The sequence below is a fragment of the Gimesia sp. genome (assembly GCF_048262075.1).
Classification (GTDB): domain Bacteria; phylum Planctomycetota; class Planctomycetia; order Planctomycetales; family Planctomycetaceae; genus Gimesia.
Window position 1 is genome coordinate 381,123 of sequence record NZ_JBLXFK010000003.1, and the last position, 20,916, is coordinate 402,038.

A 20,916-nucleotide genomic window follows, 5' to 3' on the forward strand; every position below is an offset into this window, starting at 1 on the left:
AATACGATGACCGAATCTCCCCTGGAAACTCCTGTTCAATTTCTAAATGGAGTGGGCCCGGATCGCGGTGAACTGCTCGGAAAAATCGGAATCCACACGGTAGAGGACCTGCTGTGGCATCTGCCCCGCAGTGTGCTGGACCTGACCGATGTCCGCCCCGTCAACGAACTGGAAGAAGATCAACCCGCCTCCGTCTGTGGAAAGGTGGTAGACCTGGATGCCCGCACAATTTCACGCGGCCGTACGATCACTGCGATTCTGCTGGATTGTGGCACCGGGTTTCTGAAAGGAACCTGGTTCAATCAACCCTGGGTCATCAAACGTTTTTTCCCGGGGCAGTTACTGATGTTTTCCGGCAAGCCGAAACGACGCTCCGGAAAATGGGAAATTTCTCACCCCCAGTTCCAGGTCCTGGAAGAAGACCTGGATGATCCGCAGGGACTGATCTTACCCCGGTACAGCCTGACCGAGGGCATCAAGATGTACCAGATGCGGCGCTATATTCGCGCTGCGGTTGAAGAATACGCTCATCTGATCCCTGATTATCTGCCGGAGAATTTTCGCGAAACACATTCGCTGATTCCGTTAAGTCAGGCTGTGATTCAGATGCATAAGCCCCGGAACATGGACGAATACCATGCTGGCGTGCATCGTGTGATCTACGATGATCTGCTGGAATTTCAGCTCGCGCTGGCAATGCGCAGGCGACTGTGGACCTGCGTCGATAATGCACCGCTGCTAAAAGTCACTGCGAAAGTTGACGCCCGCATCAGAAGGCTGTTTCCTTACGATTTTACCGAGGGACAAAACCAGGCGATCGAAGAAATCAAAGCCGATCTGGCTTCAGGTCGTGCCATGCATCGCATGCTGCAGGCAGATGTGGGTGCCGGCAAAACCGCCATCGCGATTTATGCTATGCTGGCCACGATTGCCGGGGGTAACCAGGCAGTTCTAATGGCTCCGACAGAGTTGCTGGCGGTACAGCACTGGGAAACGATCAATCAGATTTTGAAACACAGTCGCGTAAAACGCTGTATTCTGACCGGTAGCCTGTCTCCCTCCGAGCGTAAAGAAACACTGCAGAAGATTGCTTCGGGAGAGCAGCAACTGATCATAGGCACGCAGGCAGTCGTCCAGAAAGATGTTCAATACCATAACCTGGGTCTGGTGATCATCGATGAACAGCACAAGTTTGGTGTAATGCAGCGGGCGCACTTTTCCAGCGATCAGAATACGCCGCACATGCTGGTGATGACAGCGACACCAATTCCCCGCAGCCTGTGTTTAACACAGTTCGGTGAGTTGGATATCTCAGTGAATACGGAACTGCCTCCCGGGCGGCAACCAGTGATGACGAGCCGCGTCTCGACCACTCCCCAAAGAAAAAAGGCCTGGGAATTTTTAAGAGCCCAGATCGATTCAGGCAGACAGGCTTATATTGTCTGTCCGCGCATCGATTCGGAAGATGAACAGAATATTCGTTCGAGTGCCGAGGAAGTGTATCGCAAACTGCAAAAAAGTGAATTGTCGACGGCTTCTATCGGGCTGGTACACGGCCAGATGGATCGTGAAGAGCGGTCAGAGATCATGAAACAGTTTCACCAGGGAGCGATTCAGGTGCTGGTCTCCACGACGGTTGTCGAAGTCGGTGTGGATGTTCCCAACGCCACCTTGATGGTCATTCTGCAGGCGGATCGCTTCGGACTGTCACAGTTGCATCAGTTAAGGGGTCGCGTCGGACGTGGCATCCACCGGGGAAACTGCTTTCTGTTTTCGTACACGGAAAGTGAAGACGCCTTGAATCGACTGGCAGTGATGGAACAGACCACCGATGGCTTTGAAATTGCCGAGGCGGATTTTCAGGCACGTGGTCCGGGGGATATCTTTGGAACCCGTCAACATGGTGAATTACCACTGCGGGTCGCTGACCTCAAACGGGACGAGGTCATCTTGCAGCAGACTCATGAGATCGCATTACGCCTCGTCGAGCGAGGTGAATTTGACCAGCCTCGGTTTGCGCCTTTAAAGGTTCGAGTACTGGAGCGATTCGGACAACTGATGGATCTGGGACAGAGTGGTTGATTCTACTCCGCCTGGATCAGGTTTGAACCCGGTTCGTGAACCAGGCGGCAAGCGTTCCATTGGTAATAACGGGAAACCAGGCTGCCTGATCGGGTGAAATCATATTGGTCGCTCCCATATAATGGAAACATTGCGAAACTCCAAACAGGCCCCCCATCACACAGGCACAGATTGCGATATTCAGGATCAAACTGCGACTTTCCTTACGTAGTACAAACGGAATCGATATCAGCACTGCGATCAGGTTCATGATGGGACGTGTGAGTCGGGCATGCAGGTCCAGTTTCTGTTTTCGAATCGATAAATCGCTGAAGGAAGGATTATTGATTCTGGCAATCAGATCCGGGGTCGAAATCAGCGAACTGAAATTGCGATTACAGAGTTGATCACAGCCGACATCCGTTACGATAAAGACCTCATTCGGCTCGGGGCCGGGCTGGATGATTTCCCTGGCAAATTCAGCGATCTCCAGATCCTGATAACTCGGAGATGCCTGTTTCAGTAACCAACCCCCTGGACGGGACTCAGTCTGTGACAGATACACTGCGAATTCAGATTTAACGGTAACGAAATCATGAACCATTGGCTTGGACAGAACAAACTCTGCATTTTTCATCTTCTGCTCGGTCAGGAAAACTTCCTGTCCGTTAATCATAATCCGGGTGCTGAAATCGTAAACCGGCTCGACAAACTGAGCCGAGCTTCCCATGTCTCCACGCTCCGCCTGCAGCTTATCCGCAATGGAGGGAATGATGACTTCCTGATTCACACAGATCACACAGTTGACAATAATCGTTGCTAAAGCCAGTGGTATCGCCAGTCGATACGTGGGAATTCCTGCAGAGAGCACGGGATTCAATTCACCGTGGCGCACCATCAGGGAAAAGACAACAACTCCAGCCAGCACGGAAAGAATCGGGCTGACCATGTCAAAAAAGATGGAAGATTGATAGAAATAAAACTCAAGCATAATCCAGAGCAGACTGTTCGATGAGCCCTTTTCTGCCTCAAGACCGGTTGATGAGACTTTTTCTGCCCCTGCCTGAAAGCCATCGACGTTCGTAAATCCGTCAAAAACCACGTACAGACCGTAGGTTGCGATGAACCCGATCACGAACACATGGAAATATCGTTTGAGCAAATAGCGGTCGAAGGTGGTAAACACGTTTCCCAATCGTTGTCTGTAACTGATCAAAGAGTCTGCCAAAGAGACTGGTTTCAGGGGGCGCGTATTACATCGCAATCGGGTAAATGGGTCAATATCAGGAAACAGCGACGCAACCAGTGTGTACATTCGCTACAAACGTTGCATTTTATAAGGTCCAGTTCCCGAAATGGGCTTAATCTCCAGAAAATCGGAAATTCCCAATAAAAGGCGCTATCTTAAGTTATTGGAAAAATTTGACTTATGTATTAATTTCTCATTTTGAAAGTTTCCAACTCTCGACATTTAATTCGCGTAGTGAATAATACTCGTGTGTAGCTTGAATGTAAAAACTGAAAATATCTGGTCATGTTTCCAAATTCTTTAGCCAAAATAAGAGCTATGTTTTGGGAGAATCGACTTTTGACGTTGCTCACCGAATATGATCTTTATGAGGGGATAAGAGAGTGGTACGAAAAGACGCAATAATCAGGTTGCACAAGCAGCTTCTGAATAGACGGGATGAGTTGAAAAAACTGGTGAGCGAGAGTTCGGAAGGTTCGTCAGGCAGCCAGTCGTCCGTTGAGGACAGTGGTGATGCAGCGATTCGTGAACGCCGCCAGGATCTGGAATCTCATCTGGCCGAGATCGAGTATAATGAGCTGATGCAAATCCGCCGTGCAATTGCACTGATTCAGGAAGGCCGTTATGGCCACTGCGAAAGCTGTAATAAAAATATACCGATTGCACGGCTTAAAGCAGTTCCCTATGCGATGTTTTGTGTCAGTTGTGCACAACAGCGCGAATCGATGGGTTTATCCACTCATGATGTTCATGGCGATTGGGAGAACGCATACGAATTCGAAGGACGGCTTAACGATCAGGAAGTCAGAATTCATGATTTAGATCTCGAAAAATAGTTTCCCCTTCCGATAATAAATGCCAGAGGGTTCCACCAACCTGTATTACGGTATTTATTCTCTCCTGAAATAAACTGCCCCCTCATCACTGAAATTCATTGTGGAGAGATCATCGCATTCAGTCTCGTGGTACCTTGTATTGCCGGTGATTGCTGTTATTCAGCCTGTCACTTGTAATCAAATCGTCCGGCACAGGCGAAGGATTGCCTTATTTTGCCGTAGCTAGGAATAGCTGAAACGCAAAAAAGATCCTGAGTCACGCTGAGAGATTTGCATCATGAAGAATCGATACCCTCTGGCATTCGTCATTGGTCTGGTTGTTTCTGTTTCGCTGTGGAATGCCTGCTTTGAATCGCCGCTGTCATCCAAACAGCTGGAAGCCAAAGTTCCTTCACAATCGAACCCCCGGCAGGAGCACTCCACACTACTCTCTTCTACTTCTCCCTTGCATGAAGGCAGCAGGCATCTGGCTAAAATAGCCAAACTGGCAACCCCCAGCGTCGTTCATATTCAGTGTGAACGTCAGACGCCACGTGGTGCTGTGGAAGAGACCGGTTCGGGTGTGATTGTCAGAGGTGACGGAACCGCCGGTTTGTATATTGTAACCAATCGACACGTGGTGCGCGATTCGGATGGGACCTCCATTTCCATCTCCCTGCATGATGGGCGTGTTATACATCCCCAGCAGAAATGGGAAGACAAAGATACCGACCTGGCGATCCTGAAAATCAATATCACCGATGTGAGTCCCGCTGACTGGGGAGACAGCGACAAGCTGGACATTGGACATATGGTGCTGGCAATGGGCAGTCCTTTTGGTTTAAGTGAATCGGTCACATTGGGTATCATCAGCGCCAAAGGTCGTCGTTCTCTTCAGCTGGGCAGCGGTTCAGAAGTTCTGAATCAGAACTTTCTGCAGACTGATGCCGCGATCAATCCCGGTAATAGTGGCGGTCCCCTGATTGATCTCGAAGGAAAAATCATCGGTATCAACACAGCCATCGCTTCGAATAGCGGCGGTAATGACGGGATTGGATTCAGTATTCCCAGTAAGCTGGTACGGCATGTGTTTAATCAGCTGGTGAAGTATGGTCAGGTTTACCGGGCTTACCTGGGTGTGCAACTCGATCCGGAATTCAGTGTTGCGACTGCCGGCCGATTAAAAATGGACCGCGTGCGGGGAGCCCGGGTCGTGAAAGTCATCTCAAACACGCCCGCGTCACGTGCCAACCTGAAATACGATGATATTATTCTCAGCTTTGGTGGCATCGATGTCCTCGATCAGAACCACCTGATCAACCTGGTCAGCCTGACTCCCATCGATAACAGAGTCAGTGTTGTCCTGTTACGTAGCGGCCGGAAAGTCAATGTCATGGTGGAATTGGCAAACCGTCGCATTCTGGACGAACTCGAACGGAAACAGAAAGAGACACAACAGTCTCGGCGTCCGGGAACATCGGCTTCCCCCATGAGCTTCCAGAAAATCAAGAAAGAGACTGCGAACGATATATTCTCAGGCCTGCAGGTCCATACCATGAACGCAGATCTGGCAACTCAACTGGGATTCGAAGCTGCCCAGACTGGTTTACTCGTAATGGATGTTGATCAGCGGAGTTCACTGTCAAACGCAGTCAAACTGTATGATGTGATCGAAGAAGTCGCCGGGACCCCTGTGAATAGCCTGAACGATTTTCGACAGGTACTGGAGAAAACCGAATCACTGGATAGCCTGGTCCTGAAAGTCTCGAACGGCAAACCGGGACAACCACATCATCAACTTGTCATCTGGAAGAGAAATTAAATCTCTGACAGCAGACTTCCCTGGAACCATCTTTGATGGAAGCGGTCTCTCTCAACCTGATTCGCTTCGAAAAAAAAACCCGGTCAGCAGATCACTGACCGGGTTTTTATTATTGAGTAGCCTGAGGCTGATTCGCTTAGTCTTTGTAGAAGCGAGTCAGTTCTTCGAACAGCAGAGGATCGCGGATCGAATCGCTGGCGAGCCGTGCCCGGAACCGCTGATTTCCTTCCACGGTACCCCGTACGATCACCTGGTACTGGACCGCGTCACCAGGGGCCAGGTCTCCCAGGGATTTGAAGACCACAACACCATTTTCAGCGATGTGCTGAGTCGGGCCGGTTGCAGAAATCAGATCGACACCTGGAGGCAGTTCGCAGGAGACAGAGACATTCTGTGCAGATTTACTTCCATCATTCTTAACAACCACTTTGTATCCGGTTTCTTTGCCGATTTCGACAGGATCATCCAGATCAGCAATTTCCAGAACCAGCTGAGCAGTTCCTTCAATGCGTGTTTGAATCTGAGCGTCTGATTTTACATTGTGTTCAGAGATGGCTCGTACGTGATGCACATAGTTACCTATGGTTTTGGTTTTCAATTCCAGATTCACACTGGCGGTTTGACCCGGTTCCATGCGGCCAAGGAACCAGCTGATAGTGGAATCTTCCGGATTGAACTGTCCGCCATGGTCGGCTTTGACGAATTCAAATCCTTCTGGAATTTTGTGTAAGACGCGTACATTGTTCGTAGCGGCTGCACCATCGTTAAGTGTCGTGATCGCGTATTGAGCACTACGACCTTTGTAGCGAAGCCCTGGACCATCGATGGCCACTTGAACTTTCGGAGCGATGACATTCACACGAGCCTGTGTCGCCTGAACCAGACCACCTTCGGCTTTTGCCTGCACTTTCACAACCTGCTCACCGCCCATCACAGCGGCTAAGGCCAGTCGAATGGTTCGGGTTTCACCTGGATTGAGCGAACCAACCTGCATCTGCAGATATTCAGCAGTCACATGCTCCAGTCCTTTAGGGATTTCTGCTTCGAGCACAACATTGTGCAAGGTACCTGTACCAGGGTTGGAAATGGTGACAGACTGTGAAGCTGGCTCACCAATCATGACATTGGTCGGACCTTTGACGGCAACCTGCAGCATGGGTTCTGCAACCATGAACGACTCAGTCAGAGCACTGGTTGAGCGAACCTTAGCAGCAGCAGTAATAGCACCACGCTGACTGGGAATCATTGAGATCCGGATCACTTTCGTTTCGCCGGCTTTCAGTGATTCAAATTTCCATTCCAGATGATCGCGACTGGAGCTGGGACGAGGCTCAGCATTGGTCAATCGAACGGAAACAGGAAAGAATGCTTCGACCAGCAGGTCCTGGGCAGTCTGCTTTCCTTCGTTTTTGATTTCCAGTTCGAATTCACACTCCTGTCCTACGTTAATTTCTGTTTTCTTGATCCATTTATGAGTCAGTTTTGCAGCTGCTTCTTCCGAAGTGGCACCCACTGGTTTCACAACAGTTTCACTCGCACGACGTCTGTGGGGAGTCGCGCTGATGGTAATTCCGGAAGGTTGCTCAGCTTTTGGTGCAGCAGCGGCAGATCCAAAAGGCAGATGATGTTTGTTTTCCACAGTCTTTTGGTCCGGAATTCGAGGAACGGAAAGACTGGGAGTCTGTGGAGCTGACTGACTGAACTCAGTTGGCAGGCGGAATGGATTTTCGCGTGAGTCCCCTGCACTGATCTGCTGAATTTTTCCCTGGGCAGACTTCTGGTTGCCCTGTTGAAATTCGGCATGAACAATGTTCTGTTTGTTAGACTGCTCTGAATTGAATGTTTCGATATGGTACTGTTTTTTACCACTTTTTGGTTCAGAATGACCAATCTGCTGGAACTGAGACCGGCTTGGCGCGGGAGTCTCTGTTTTTGCTTTATTATCCAGACGGCGATAAGGACGCTCCTGGCCGAACAGTTCCTTGTAATAGTTAGGAACCTGTGAGAGGCGGGCCTTATCGGAAGGCTTATATTCTGAGGACTGATTTTTTACAGCCGCGTTCTGACTCGGCTGAGAAATCGTGATCCGACCAGTATTCCCTTCAGGTGCTTGACCGGAAAAGTACTGACTGGACGACCGCGTAGCAGGAGCAGAATCGAAGGGTGACCTTGATTCCAAAATGCGATCATCGGCGGTGGCGATACTCGCACTCATTACCATAGTTGAAAATATCGCGAGCATCTTTTTTCCGCGTCGCATTTTGTTTCTCCTTACCGATTGGAATTTACTGCTGGATCGGAACTGAATTGAGGTTTGATTTGACATGAAGAGCTCTGAGAGCGGGAGTGTTCTGATAAATTGCAAAACGGTGTATTAGTTTTATCCATTTCTCTCTATCGGATCTGCGGGTCCAAGGAATTGAATCAGATATGCTGATTTTTTAAAATAAACCGGAATTGCAAGGTATTCCGGTTGTGACGATTGTTTCTTGAGACAACACTCCAACCGCAGCCAGTCCCACTTAAATACTTTCAGAAATCACACTTACCGTATGTAAAGAACCTGATTCTCGATTCATTTCGTGCCTGAAACAGTAAATCTGGAAACCAGGGAGTTCTGAACGCGACCTGCCCCCTGGATCCCGGTCAAATCAGGATTTCCCCGTTCTGAAGATTGACTCCCTGAGAGAACCCCTGAAAATGACGGTGTCGCTCACTGTTCTCGCACAGCAGAATTACAACCCTGAACCTGTAGACAGGATCATGAATCCACCTGCCCCCGAAATGAACCAGACAAGCCCTCGCGATGCATCAATCAAGGTCTATATGCTGGGCTGCGTCGATTTCGACTCGTTTCTCGCCCTCCAGGAACGGGCATTGCAGGAAATCAGGCAACAGGACACTGATCAGGCGACACTGTTTGTATGTGAGCACCCCCCGATCATTACCGTAGGCCGGGAAGGAAGTCATGCACAATTGGCCAAGTCCAGCCAGGAGTTTAAAGCGAGTCAGCTGGAAGTCCGCTGGATTAACCGGGGGGGAGGTGCCTTATTACATGCCCCCGGACAGTTAGCCGTCTATCCCCTGCTCCCTTTGAGACGGCTGGGGCTGGGAATAGATGACCTCCAGAACCGGTTAGTGCAAAGCCTGTTGCAAATGTCTGCGGAGCTGAAGGTTGAAGCAGACCCGCATCCGAATTCTGTAGATATTTTCGGTCGTTGTGGCCAGTTTGCCTTTCTGGGGGCTGCGGTCAAATCCTGGATTTCTTACTATGGTTTGTATATTAATGTCTCACCCGATATGAAATTACAGCGACTGATCGATGCCAATCAGCATGACCATCGTCTGACATCACTTTCAGCGACACTCACGCGGGAAGCCAGTATGAGTTCGGTCCGCGAAAGCATCGTCAGGAATCTGGTTCAACAGTTTGGTTATGAACAGACCCATATATTTACACGACATCCCTTACTGCATAGAGTGAAGAAAAAAGTTTATGTCCACCCTTAATATTCTGACAGACACTGCCCCCGAACCCAGACAGCGACTTCCCAAATGGCTGAAACGGCCTTTGCCCGAACCGGGGATGACATTCACGAGTAATGTGATTGAGGACTTGAAGCTGGTAACGGTCTGCGAAAGTGCCAAGTGCCCGAACCGGACCGAGTGCTGGTCACACAAAACTGCCACGCTGATGATTCTGGGAAATGTCTGTACGCGGCCGTGTGGGTTTTGTTCAATCGCCAAAGGAAAAACTGAAACCGTCCAGCTGGATGAACCCGAGCGCGTAGCTGAAGCAGCAGTGCGACTGGGGCTGGAACATGTCGTGATCACCTCTGTCACACGTGATGATCTGCCTGATGGTGGTGCTGAGCACTTTTATAACTGTATCCTTGCGATCCGAGAACGAATGGACGCAGACATCGAAGTCCTCACCCCTGACTTTCGTGGCGACCGGAAAGCCATCCATCGTGTGATTGAAGCGCATCCCGATGTCTTCAACCACAATACGGAAACCGTGCCCCGCCTCTATCATCGCGTCCGTCGCAATGCCGATTACCAGCGTACCCTGGATCTGCTGATTCAGGTGAAAGAAACCGATCCCACCATCATTACCAAAAGCGGGATCATGCTGGGGCTGGGCGAAACGCGAGAAGAAGTTCTGGAGGTCTGCGCGGACCTGCGGGCGGCCGGCTGCGACATGATTACCATCGGTCAGTATCTGCAACCCACGCCACAGAACCTGCCTGTAGAACGCTTCCTGCCTCCTGAAGAATTTGACGAGGTCGGAGATCAGGTCCGGGCAATGGGCTTCAAACTGGTCGCCAGCGGTCCCTTTGTACGCTCCAGTTACAATGCAGGTGAAATGGCGTCTGTCCTGGGAAAAGATTCCTGAATGTCGACACCGATCCTTGTTCCGCCGGTCAATAGTTCTCCTCAGCCCCTGAAAGTCAGTCTATGGCTGACGTATGAGGGTGAAGCAGTCGTTACCGGTGATCGAGTGGTCGAACTGCTGATCCCTGGTGTCACCTTTGACGTAGAAGCCCCCTGTACCGGTACGATCGTTTCTTGCGAATGCCAGGCGGGGGTCGAAGTCACAACCGGGATGGTGCTGGGCTGGATCGAACCACTGGATTCTGAAGCCGAAGCGGACTGAATAACGGAAACTATTTCTGAAAAGAGATGGGGATGAGCACGACAACCGAATCGATTCGAGGCCACCACTCAATACTGGAAATGCTGGATCGTGCGCTGTCGCGCAGCCGTCTGCCTCATGCACTGCTGTTTGCAGGTGCAGCCGGTATCGGCAAGAAGCGGGTCGCATTGCATCTGGCCCAATGCCTGTTTTGTCTTCAAACTCCCGCGGACGAGTTAAGCTGCTGTCAGACTTGTGACTCCTGTAAACAGATGGCAGCGGGAACACACCCCGATCTGATTTCAATCGAATGCCCGCCGGACAAAAACATTCTGCCTCTCAGTCTGATTATAGGCGATGATGAACATCGAGGTCGAGAAGGCGTCTGTTATGAAATGTCGCTGCGCCCGATGGTAGGAGACCGACGGATTGCCATTATTGACGATGCTGACAAAATGAACGCCGAGAGTGCCAATGCTTTATTGAAGACGCTCGAAGAACCCTCTGCAAACTATCTAATGATTCTGATTGCAAGCGAACTGGATGCCATTCTGCCCACGATTCGTTCCCGCTGTCAGCTGATTCGATTCAACCAGTTGGCGCTGGAAGATGTTGCCGCACTGTTACTGAACCAACAACTGGTTGAGTCCGAAGATCAGGCATTGCAGATTGCGCGCCTGTCCGAAGGATCCCTGAAAATTGCGAGTCAGCTTCTGGATGAGAATCTTCAATCCCTGCGGGAAAATATCACCGGGCTGCTCGGTCGACATCCGTTTCAACCGCAGGCATTTTCCGAAGCAGTGATTCAGGCCATCGATGACGTCGGAGGCAACACGGCCGCTCAGCGGAAAACAGCTCTATGGGTCATTAAATTCTGTGCCGATTTCTATCACCAGTCTTTACAGTTCGCCGCCGGTTACCAGACGAATCCTGCTGCAGGCAGTGTAGAACGTTTTGTTTCCGGGCTGCCTGGTCAAACGGAAGACCAGATTGAAACGATCGGAAATCTGCTGGGACGCATGCTGCAGACTGAGGAACAGGTCAATCAGAACGTAACCCTGCCCTTATGTATCGAAAGTTTAAGCCAGGACCTGCGGGGAATCCAGACGAAATAAGCTCCGTGCTCAAGCCTGATTCCGGAAACAGTGAACGGTTTTCAAATAAATGTGTTTTCCGGTGTTTAACTAGAGATTGCCAGATCAAGTCCGGGTATAATAAACTGATCTGAGCATTCCATCTGATTACTTATCTGTTACTGATTCATTCTGCACGATGGCTGCTGCATCCAATCTCAAATCGATGAAACTGTAATATATGAATACTGAAGTATCCGGCTATATCGTTCGCTACGGTTCTACCCGCCTCATCGGAGAATTCACCTGCAAAGGTCTGGCAGAGTTACCACGAAACGCGGCTGTCATTATCAAAAGCGACCGGGGACACGAGTGGGGAGAAGTCCTGTCGCCCGCAACTGAGCGAGTGAAATCTTTCATGAAAGATCGATCTGCAGCCGGGCGGATCATCCGTATTGTGACTGATGACGACTATCGCCAGCGTGATCAGAACCGACATGAAGAACGAAACGAATTTCTGGGATGCCAGGAACTGGTGAACGAACACAAACTGCAGATGCAGCTGGTAGATGTCGAACACCTGTTCGGCGGAGAACGTGTCATCTTCTACTATCTGGCAGAAAAACGCGTTGACTTTCGCGAGCTGGTCAAAGCACTGGCAAGAAAATATCGGTCGCGGATCGAAATGCGGCAGATTGGTGTCCGCGATGAAGCGAAGCTGCTGGCCGATTATGGTGACTGCGGAAAAACGGTCTGCTGCGGAACACATCTGACTGAAATGCCCCCCGTTTCGATGAAGATGGCAAAACTGCAGAAAACCTCGCTTGACCCCAATAAACTTTCAGGGCGATGTGGGCGACTGAAGTGTTGTCTGCGTTATGAATACGATACATACAAAAGCTACAAGAAGGAATTACCTCCTGTCGGCTCAACGATTATCACCAGCCAGGGAGAAGCGAAAGTCACGAACCAGGAAATTCTTTCCGAGAGTGTACAGGTCGTCTACTCTGACATGAAAAGAACGATCGTACACAAAAAAGACATCCTGGAGGTCATCAAAAAGAAACGCGGGGAAAACCCTGCCCGACAATAACGGCAACTCACTCAGATAACTGAAGGCAGTCTGAAATTTCTGAAAACGAGTAACTCGGGATTGATTTTCCAGAATCAGTGATCGATAATTTTCCAATAACTGCAGGGTTATACTATAAGAAAGTCTTGACCCGACCAGTCTGATTCGAAACACTAGCTTGTAGGAAGCTGAATGCGAGTGTTTTCAAGGCCATTTGAATCGGGTATAAATGAGTGGTGGCGCAGGTGATTCAATACCTGCGTCTCAGATCAGGAAAACTTCAGCGCCACTGTTATTAAAAGTTTTAGACAGGTATGGGTGAAAAAATGACATCTACCACAAATCTTTCCCGCCCCAAATTGCAATTTCACCCCTACGCCTATGACTTTATCTTTGAAGCACTCCAGCAGGCCCAGGAAATCTACTCACGTCAGGTTGTGCAGGAAGGTGAGCAGGAAGAAGCACATGTCTCCGGGCAGGAACTTCTGGAAGGAGTGCGAGAACTTGCTTTGAAACAGTTTGGTTTAATGACGCTGACGGTTTTCAAACAATGGGGTGTTCAATCCACCAGGGACTTCGGCAAGATGGTATTCGAAATGATCGAACATGGCCGGATGCGAAAAACAGAGAATGATCGCCTGGAAGACTTTGTAGACATCTTTAATTTCGAACAGGTCTTTGATGTTGAGTATGTCATCGACACAAGCCAGGTGTTCAATCAGACTCCCGCCAAAAATGTCTGATTCAATCTGTTAAGCAGCACTCTTTCCTCCACGGCAACTCCAGTTCTATCCGTGCCAACTGCTGCGCACTCAGGTGAGCAAGTTTTGTGTTAAACGAAGTTTGTTAAGTTACTGTTATTGCAATCTGACCTCCAGATGATACACTCCCCCGATAGAGTTTTCTTGAGTTTAACTAGCGTATTTTCAGGTTTACCATAGCGTCTCCAAGGCAGCTTGGAACGAAGAGAATTGTGCCAGCGACGCTATCGTTTAATAAGATGCGTTTAGTATTTTTTGAGCATACAAGTTACGTGCTGACTGTTGCCCGGAATCAATTGAGGTTTTGAGGTTTTACATCAAGATTTACAACGGCTAATTTAAATGGAGTTAACTCTAAGGATGAGGTTTTATCCCCGCGCTCGACTCACTCCCGTACGATTTCTCTCAACTCTCATCACCTCTAGTTTCGCCGCACTCTTTTATTCAGCCCCGCTGATGGCAGCAGAAGCTTCCGCTGACCTGCCAGTCGAAGCCGAAAACTCGACGGTCGTCATCAGCTGGTGTATCGCCATCGCAGGTGCCATCTTTGCTCTGTTCACGGCCTACCGCTTCTTCAGCTGGATGGTCAACGAGAGTGAAGGCGATGCCACGATGCGAAAAATCGCCGAGCATGTCCGCGAAGGAGCACGTGCTTATCTGGACCGGCAATTTAAAGTTGTGACCGTCTTTTTTGCTATCGTCTGCGCCCTGCTGGCATTCATGGCCTTTGGTTTAAAGACGCAGTCACACTGGGTTCCCTTTGCCTTCTTAACCGGAGGTTTCTTTTCTGCGCTGGCAGGCTGGTTCGGAATGCGTACCGCAACACTCGCCAGTGCCCGTACCGCGCATGCTGCCAAGGATTCATTAAACAGCGGCTTACAGGTCGCTTTCCGCAGCGGTGCCGTCATGGGCCTTGTGGTAGTCGGTCTGGGTCTCCTGGATATTACACTCTGGTTTGGTGTCTTGCACTGGGTCGTCGAAATGCCCCTGGCGGAAATCACCGTGACCATGTTGTGCTTTGGTATGGGAGCCAGCAGCCAGGCGCTGTTCGCTCGCGTAGGCGGTGGTATCTTTACCAAAGCGGCCGACGTTGGTGCCGACCTGGTCGGTAAAGTTGAAGCAGGCATTCCCGAAGACGACCCCCGCAACCCGGCTACCATTGCTGATAACGTAGGCGATAATGTTGGTGATGTCGCAGGTATGGGAGCCGACCTTTACGAATCTTATTGTGGTTCAATCCTTGCCAGTGGCGCTTTGGGTGTAGCCGCTTATCATGGTTATCCCAAAATGCAGATGATGTGCCTGCTGCTGCCGATGTGTCTGGCAGGCGTGGGAATCTTCCTGTCCGTCACCGGGATCTTTATGGTAAGAACTGAAGAAGGAGCTTCACAGAAGAACCTGTTGAAAGCGCTGGCTAAGGGAATCGACACCAGTGCCTTTGGCGTCATTGTCGCTGCACTGGCCTTGGTCTGGATCATGCTGGTCATCCCTTCTCAGTCTTCGGGTATTCCCGCGGACTCTCCACTACTGGTGGGTAATAAGCTGTTTGGTGTGTTTGGTGCCATTGTCTGTGGACTGGTCTCTGGCTGGCTGATCGGCAAGTGGACCGAATACTCAACCAGTGATGAATTCCGCCCGACTCGCTTTATTGCAGACCAGTCATCCACCGGGCCGGCAACAGTGATCATCGCAGGAATCGCAGAAGGCTTTTATAGTGTCTGGGTTCCCATTGTCGTGATCGGCGTGGCCATCATCCTGGCGTTTGGACTTTGTACCGGATTTGATTTTGCTAATTCTGCCATCTTTGCGATGGGCCTGTATGGTGTCGCGATTGCTGCAGTAGGAATGTTGAGTACCCTGGGAGTGACATTGGCAACAGACGCTTATGGTCCCATTGCTGACAACGCCGGTGGTAACGCGGAAATGAGCGGACAGGAACCGTATGTCCGTCAGCGAACCGATGCCCTGGACAGCCTGGGGAACACGACTGCCGCGACCGGAAAAGGATTTGCCATCGGTTCCGCCGCCTTGACCGCCCTGGCCTTACTGGCCGCGTATGTCGAAGAAGTTCGCGTCGGCTTCGAGCGTTGGGTCGAACACTCAGCGATTGTGGAAACCATTTCTGATGACATGACCAGTGCCTCGGCTCTGAAACTGAGCCCGAACTGCATCGCCTTACGAACCCCAGGCAAGGATGGTCTGGAAGCGAAACATAATAACCAGGGATTCCTGCTGTTTCCGGCTTTGAATGTCGCTCAAATTACTCCCGGCCGGGAAAAAATCACCAGCGCAGACGTCGGTTCGATTATTCGCGATCTGAACATTAAAGAACTACTGGAACGGGGAGAATGCGTAGACGTCAAGACGGCAACAGTGCCTGACTTCTCGCGATTTTATAATTTCTCTATCCTGAACCCCAAAGTGCTGGTCGGAATCTTCTTCGGCGTGATGGTCGCTTTTGTCTTCTGTGCCATGACGATGAAAGCCGTGGGGCGCGCTGCAGGAGCGATGGTGGACGAAGTCCGTCGCCAATTCAGGGAAATTGCAGGCATTATGGAGAATGAGGCCGAACCGGATTACGCGGCCTGTGTCGAAATCAGTACGGCAGCTGCGCAACGGGAAATGATCCTGCCTGCGATGCTGGGTCTGCTTTCGCCGGTCGTGGTGGGAGTCCTTCTGGGAGTCCCCGGGGTCGTCGGTCTTCTGGTCGGTGCCTTGACGAGCGGGTTTGCAGTTGCCATTATGATGGCTAATGCCGGTGGTGCCTGGGATAATGCGAAAAAGTACATCGAAGCAGGCGCACATGGCGGCAAGGGAACTGATGCGCACAAAGCCACAGTAGTCGGTGACACCGTTGGTGATCCATTTAAAGATACCAGTGGTCCGAGTCTGAACATCCTGATCAAGCTGATGAGTATGGTTTCTGTTGTCATAGCCGGGTTTATTATTCAATACGCACTTGAGTTATTTTAAGTATTTGAAACAGGCTAAAGGTCACAAAAATCAACACCGAACCTTCTCAACCATCTGATCCTATAGAAAGTGCGTCCAGTCTGGAACGTGCCTGTCTATGTGCAAAAACCTGCGAGGACTTCAAAGGCAAAGATATCGTCGTACTGGATGTCGCTAAAATTACGCCTTTGTTTGACTATTTCATTATTGCTACCGCCACCAATCAGAGGCAGAGCAATGCGATCGCCGAGGAAATTCGCATTCTAATGAAACGCGAGAGCACACGCCGTCGCAATATCGAAGGCAAGGACAGCGAATGGATCCTGGGAGACTATGGGGACATTGTCCTGCATATTTTCACAGAAGAAGCCCGGGAACTGTATGACCTCGAACGCCTCTGGGCTGACGCCAAAAAAGTGGACTGGCATTCGATCAGCCCGGATTCTAACTGATAGAACCGCTGTTTCTACCAATATCGGCTCACAGTCGGTATTCTGGGCGTAGATGAATCTGTGCCCGTATCTTTCCCGCAATCAAGGAGCCCGGCGTCTCTGCCCCGGGCATGTCGTATGAACATTCTCGCAGAACTCAGAAGCCGATTTGAACCTGTATTAACCGAATGGACGGATGACCCGTCTTCAGTTATCGAAATGCTGAAAGCATCGCAGGATGCCAAATTTGGTGACTACCAGGCCAATTTTGCCATGCCCCTGGCCGCCAGAATACCCGATTTGAAACCACGTGATCTGGCATCACAGATCGTGGAAAAAGTCGACCTGTCCGATTTCTGTGAACCTCTGGAAGTCGCTGGCCCCGGCTTCATCAATATCCGGCTCAAGCAGGACTGGCTGAATACTCAGACTCAAAACCTGGTGGCAGATGAACGACTGGGAGTCGTACCCGCAGAATCACCTCAGAAGGTGGTCGTCGACTTTTCCGCTCCCAATGTCGCCAAGCCTATGCATGTGGGACATTTAAGAAGCACCGTGATTGGTGACGCTAACTACCGGGTGCTGAAATTTCTGGGACATGATGTGGTTGGCGACAATCATATCGGAGACTGGGGTACCCAGTTTGGCATGATTATCTTCGGGTATAAACATTTTCTGAACGAAGCCGCCTTCCAGGAAGCTCCGGTCACCGAGTTGGCGCGTCTTTATCGACTGGTCAATCAACTCTCCGACTACCATGCAACTCAAATTAAAATCCCCCGGCAGCAGCAAGAAATTGAGCAGCTCGGATCAAAGCTGGCAACCCTGGAGGGGTCGGCTGATCCCGCCAACAAAAAAGTCCAGAAAGAAATCAAGAAGCTCAAATCGGATCTCGGTGAACGAAAGTCTGAACTGCAGGAAATGCAGGAGAAACAGACCCTGCTGGAGCAAAATGAAGACCTGCACAGTAAAGCGGTCGCATTTCCGAACATCGCCAGACAGGCCCGGGAAGAGACGGCACGACTGCATGCCGGCGATGCCGACAACCTGGCCCTTTGGAAACAGTTCCTGCCTCAATGCCTGGAAGCGATCCAGACGGTATACGATCGGCTCGACATCCATTTTGACATGTCACTGGGGGAGAGCTACTACAACCCCATGCTGGCCAATGTGGTGTCTGATCTCAAAGAGCGGGGACTGGCCGAGGAAAGTCAGGGCGCGATCTGCGTCTTTATTGATGGCTTTAAATCCCCGTTCATGATTCAGAAACAGGATGGCGCCTTTACCTACGCCACAACTGATCTGGCAACAATCAAATATCGGGCTGAAGAGCTCCAGGCAGACCGTGTGCTCTACGTGGTCGACTCCCGGCAAAGCGATCATTTTCAACTGCTGTTTGCTACCGTCAAACAATGGGGCTACTCAGACCTGGAACTTCAGCATGTCAGTTTTGGTTCCGTTCTTGGCGAGAATAAACGCCCCCTGAAAACCCGCGCTGGAGATAACGTTGGCCTGGAAAGCCTGCTGGATGAATCCATTCAAAGGGCTTACGCGATTGTGGTGGAAAACGATGAAGCCAAACCAGATGGCCCGGAACTGAGTGAAGACAAACGCCAGGAGATTGCGGAGATCATCGGCCTGGGTGGTATCAAATACGCTGACCTGAAACATAACCGGGACAGTGACTACATGTTCGACTGGGATAAGATGCTGGCGAATCGAGGCGACACAGCCACTTATATGCAGTATGCCTATGCCCGCGTGTGTGGTATTTTCCGAAAAGGACAGATCGACCGTGTCACCTTACGCGACAGACAAAGCTCACTGAGCCTGGTAGATGAAAGTGAACGGGCACTGGCATTGCAGATCAACCGCTACTCAGAAATTCTGGAAAGCGTCGCGATTGAAGCACGCCCCAATTATCTGACGAACTATTTATTCGAACTCTCAAACCTGTTCAGCACGTTCTACAACAATTGCCATGTGCTGAAAGCGGAAGAAGCAGAGGTTAAAACCAGTCGTCTGCTGCTTTGTGATTTAACTGCTCGTGTTATTGAGCACGGGTTGTCACTGCTGGGAATCAAAACCTGCGAGCGTATGTAATTCATTCCGCTAAGATTAGACTGTGTCCAGTTTTACTGTAGCGTCTCCAGGGCTGCTTGGCTCGAGTCTATTAGATTGCGAGACGCTTTAGTTAAGCGTGACGCGCTCCAGAGGAAATAAAAAAACGCATCCCGAACAGGAATGCGTTTTTTATTTTAATTACCCGGCAAGGGCTCGAACCTTGACTAACAGAATCAAAATCTGTTGTGCTACCATTACACTACCGGGTAATGTAAATGCTGTTATTTTAGACACAGTAGCCCAACTCGGGTTCACTGATTAACCAGTGCAGCCCGGCGAAGGAAGTGTATTGAATCTCTCAACTTCTGGCAAGAGTTTCTCAGAGAGAAAATCTGCTTCTTTGAAATTCACAGGACGCGAATTGTGCCTTCGCCTGTCTCAACACAATCCGCAGTTCCTGAAGTCGCTGTGAACATCCTGCGTATCGACTAATCATTTCGCAGTTTGAGATTGATCTCGGTCAGTTTTTCCCGAATTTCGTTGAGTGAAGTCACACCGAAGTTGCGGCTGGCCAGTAGCTCATCCGGGCTGCGACGCAGCAGTTCACCAATGGTACCGATCCCCAGGCGGGACATGCATTTTCTTGAACGTACAGAAAGCCCCAGATCGGAAATCGGTTTTTCGGTTGCAGGGTTGTCCGCCAGTTCGGGAGGCAGAGCAGCATAGCCGCCTTCAGTCCCCAATGATTCATGCAGGTTCTGACCGATATGCAGACCGAATGACGAAAGCATCTCGCGGATTTCATCGAGCGATGTCTGACCAAAGTTTTTACCGGCCAGCAGATCATTTTCGCTGACACGTGTCAGATCACCCAGCGTATGAATATCCATCGCGTGCAGGCAGTTGCGACTGCGGACAGACAGTTCGAAGTCGGTCACTGGACGATCCAGCAGTTGCTTCATCCGGGCTTCGTTGCGGGCAGTCTCTTCATCGTAATACATGTTGTCTGCAGCTTCGATGTCTTTGAGGTACATCGCAGCCATTTCATTGGTGGGATCTGCTTCCAGAATACGGCGGAAACAGAATGCCGCAGCGGGATAGTTTTCCATATCCTCGTACAACAGTCCCAGATTCAGGATCGCTCCCAGGTAAAATGGTGGACTGGAAAGTGACTGCTCATACAGGCGAATGGCATCTTCGTCATTACCACGAGATGCATTCTCACCCGCCAGACGGAAAATCGCCCGTGAATGGCGAGGATCCATATCAACGGCACGTTCGAAGTATTCGATGGCGCCGTACAGATCGCCTCGGTCCGAGCGAATACATCCCATCTGGAAAGAATATTCAGCCCGGCCGGCAGCATCCTTGGAAATCGTTCCCAGAACGGATTCCGCCTCATCCAGTTTTCCAACCAGACGCAGGGTTTCCGCTCGACGCAGAGAACATTCAATGGAGTCGTAACCCAGCTTGGATGCCGTTTCCAGTTTCTGATCTGCTTCGGAATATCGTTTCAGTGCGATCAGTGAAACAGCCTGATAAAAACAGGCCGTCGCGTTGTCTTGCACTTTTTCAAGCTGCGTGACTGCTTCTTTGTGTTTTCCCAAAAGATGCAGAGCAATGCCAGCCCGGGCACTTAGTCCGGCTGATGCCTGACCTTCTGAAATACTTCGGATCAGCGACTGCACTTCGTTGTTCAACTCTGCAACTTGATCGGAGCAGACAACATGTGACAATCGCTCTATGTCTGAGTAGCCTACACTTTCAGAGCTTTGCAACACACTTTTTACGTCAATTAATTCGTCGACACTCACACTATTTTCCTTTATTGCAGCAGGCGCGCAGATGGAAGCAGACAATAGAGTTTATTCACACAAGCTATTGCCAAATTTCATAAACCCGAATCTTACAATCTGTTTAGGGAAACGGCAACCATTAAGGCCTGTTTCACCTGTTTTCCGGCTGGCATTATGCACATTA

Annotated in this window: 15 protein-coding genes and 1 tRNA gene; 12 read left to right on the plus strand and 4 right to left on the minus strand. The window is 50.3% G+C overall.

All coding sequences use genetic code 11. From position 1 onward, the window contains the following. Positions 1-6 precede the first annotated feature (6 nt). Positions 7-2,082, plus strand: coding sequence for an ATP-dependent DNA helicase RecG (gene recG, locus ACN0YH_RS09015; RefSeq protein WP_417379238.1), 2,076 nt, complete (start codon positions 7-9; stop codon positions 2,080-2,082). Between the two features lie 16 nt (positions 2,083-2,098). On the opposite strand, the gene ACN0YH_RS09020 is transcribed toward recG, so the two are convergent. Next, positions 2,099-3,289, minus strand: a complete 1,191-nt coding sequence (locus ACN0YH_RS09020) for an LptF/LptG family permease (protein WP_417379239.1) — start codon at positions 3,287-3,289, stop codon at positions 2,099-2,101. Positions 3,290-3,693: 404 nt separating this feature from the next. Here ACN0YH_RS09020 and ACN0YH_RS09025 point away from each other — a divergent pair, with 404 nt between their 5' ends. Both ACN0YH_RS09025 and ACN0YH_RS09030 read left to right on the plus strand, forming a co-directional pair. Next, positions 3,694-4,146: a TraR/DksA family transcriptional regulator gene (locus tag ACN0YH_RS09025; RefSeq protein ID WP_417379240.1), complete on the plus strand. Its 453-nt coding sequence runs from the start codon at positions 3,694-3,696 to the stop codon at positions 4,144-4,146. Between the two features lie 277 nt (positions 4,147-4,423). Next, positions 4,424-5,947 carry a trypsin-like peptidase domain-containing protein gene (locus ACN0YH_RS09030; RefSeq protein WP_417379241.1) on the plus strand — a complete coding sequence of 508 codons (1,524 nt, stop codon included), beginning with the start codon at positions 4,424-4,426 and terminating at the stop codon, positions 5,945-5,947. A 136-nt stretch (positions 5,948-6,083) separates the two neighbouring features. Here the strand turns inward: ACN0YH_RS09030 and ACN0YH_RS09035 are convergent, their stop codons facing one another. Beyond that, positions 6,084-8,207, minus strand: a complete 2,124-nt coding sequence (locus tag ACN0YH_RS09035; RefSeq protein WP_417379242.1) for a hypothetical protein — start codon at positions 8,205-8,207, stop codon at positions 6,084-6,086. A 446-nt stretch (positions 8,208-8,653) separates the two neighbouring features. Here ACN0YH_RS09035 and ACN0YH_RS09040 point away from each other — a divergent pair, with 446 nt between their 5' ends. The 9 genes from ACN0YH_RS09040 to argS all read left to right on the plus strand — a co-directional run bounded on the left by ACN0YH_RS09040 (position 8,654) and on the right by argS (position 18,975). Then, positions 8,654-9,457 carry a lipoyl protein ligase domain-containing protein gene (locus tag ACN0YH_RS09040; RefSeq protein WP_417379243.1) on the plus strand — a complete coding sequence of 268 codons (804 nt, stop codon included), beginning with the start codon at positions 8,654-8,656 and terminating at the stop codon, positions 9,455-9,457. Then, positions 9,444-10,343 (plus strand): lipoyl synthase, encoded by a 900-nt coding sequence (gene lipA / locus ACN0YH_RS09045; RefSeq protein WP_417379244.1) that lies wholly within the window; start codon positions 9,444-9,446, stop codon positions 10,341-10,343. The genes ACN0YH_RS09040 and lipA overlap by 14 nt, the downstream gene beginning before the upstream one ends. Continuing rightward, the gene (locus tag ACN0YH_RS09050; RefSeq protein WP_417379245.1) at positions 10,344-10,604 is read left to right on the plus strand and encodes a lipoyl domain-containing protein; all 261 of its coding nucleotides are present in this window, start codon (positions 10,344-10,346) and stop codon (positions 10,602-10,604) included. It begins immediately after the preceding gene. 32 nt (positions 10,605-10,636) lie between these two features. Further along, positions 10,637-11,698 (plus strand): DNA polymerase III subunit delta', encoded by a 1,062-nt coding sequence (gene holB, locus ACN0YH_RS09055; RefSeq protein WP_417379246.1) that lies wholly within the window; start codon positions 10,637-10,639, stop codon positions 11,696-11,698. 199 nt (positions 11,699-11,897) lie between these two features. Then, on the plus strand, positions 11,898-12,749 hold the full coding sequence (locus ACN0YH_RS09060; protein WP_417379247.1) for a PSP1 domain-containing protein: 852 nt from the start codon (positions 11,898-11,900) through the stop codon (positions 12,747-12,749). A 305-nt stretch (positions 12,750-13,054) separates the two neighbouring features. Then, a complete protein-coding gene (locus tag ACN0YH_RS09065) occupies positions 13,055-13,471 on the plus strand; it encodes a Minf_1886 family protein (protein ID WP_417379248.1) in 417 nt (138 codons plus the stop codon). Between the two features lie 474 nt (positions 13,472-13,945). Then, positions 13,946-16,462: a sodium-translocating pyrophosphatase gene (locus tag ACN0YH_RS09070; RefSeq protein ID WP_417379356.1), complete on the plus strand. Its 2,517-nt coding sequence runs from the start codon at positions 13,946-13,948 to the stop codon at positions 16,460-16,462. A gap of 80 nt (positions 16,463-16,542) precedes the next feature. Beyond that, positions 16,543-16,893 carry a ribosome silencing factor gene (gene rsfS, locus ACN0YH_RS09075; RefSeq protein WP_417379357.1) on the plus strand — a complete coding sequence of 117 codons (351 nt, stop codon included), beginning with the start codon at positions 16,543-16,545 and terminating at the stop codon, positions 16,891-16,893. 117 nt (positions 16,894-17,010) lie between these two features. Beyond that, positions 17,011-18,975, plus strand: a complete 1,965-nt coding sequence (gene argS / locus ACN0YH_RS09080) for an arginine--tRNA ligase (protein WP_417379249.1) — start codon at positions 17,011-17,013, stop codon at positions 18,973-18,975. A gap of 159 nt (positions 18,976-19,134) precedes the next feature. On the opposite strand, the gene ACN0YH_RS09085 is transcribed toward argS, so the two are convergent. After that, a tRNA-Gln gene (locus tag ACN0YH_RS09085) sits at positions 19,135-19,205 on the minus strand. 219 nt (positions 19,206-19,424) lie between these two features. Continuing rightward, positions 19,425-20,750 (minus strand): DNA-directed RNA polymerase subunit alpha C-terminal domain-containing protein, encoded by a 1,326-nt coding sequence (locus ACN0YH_RS09090; RefSeq protein WP_417379250.1) that lies wholly within the window; start codon positions 20,748-20,750, stop codon positions 19,425-19,427. Between the last annotated feature and the right edge of the window lie 166 nt (positions 20,751-20,916).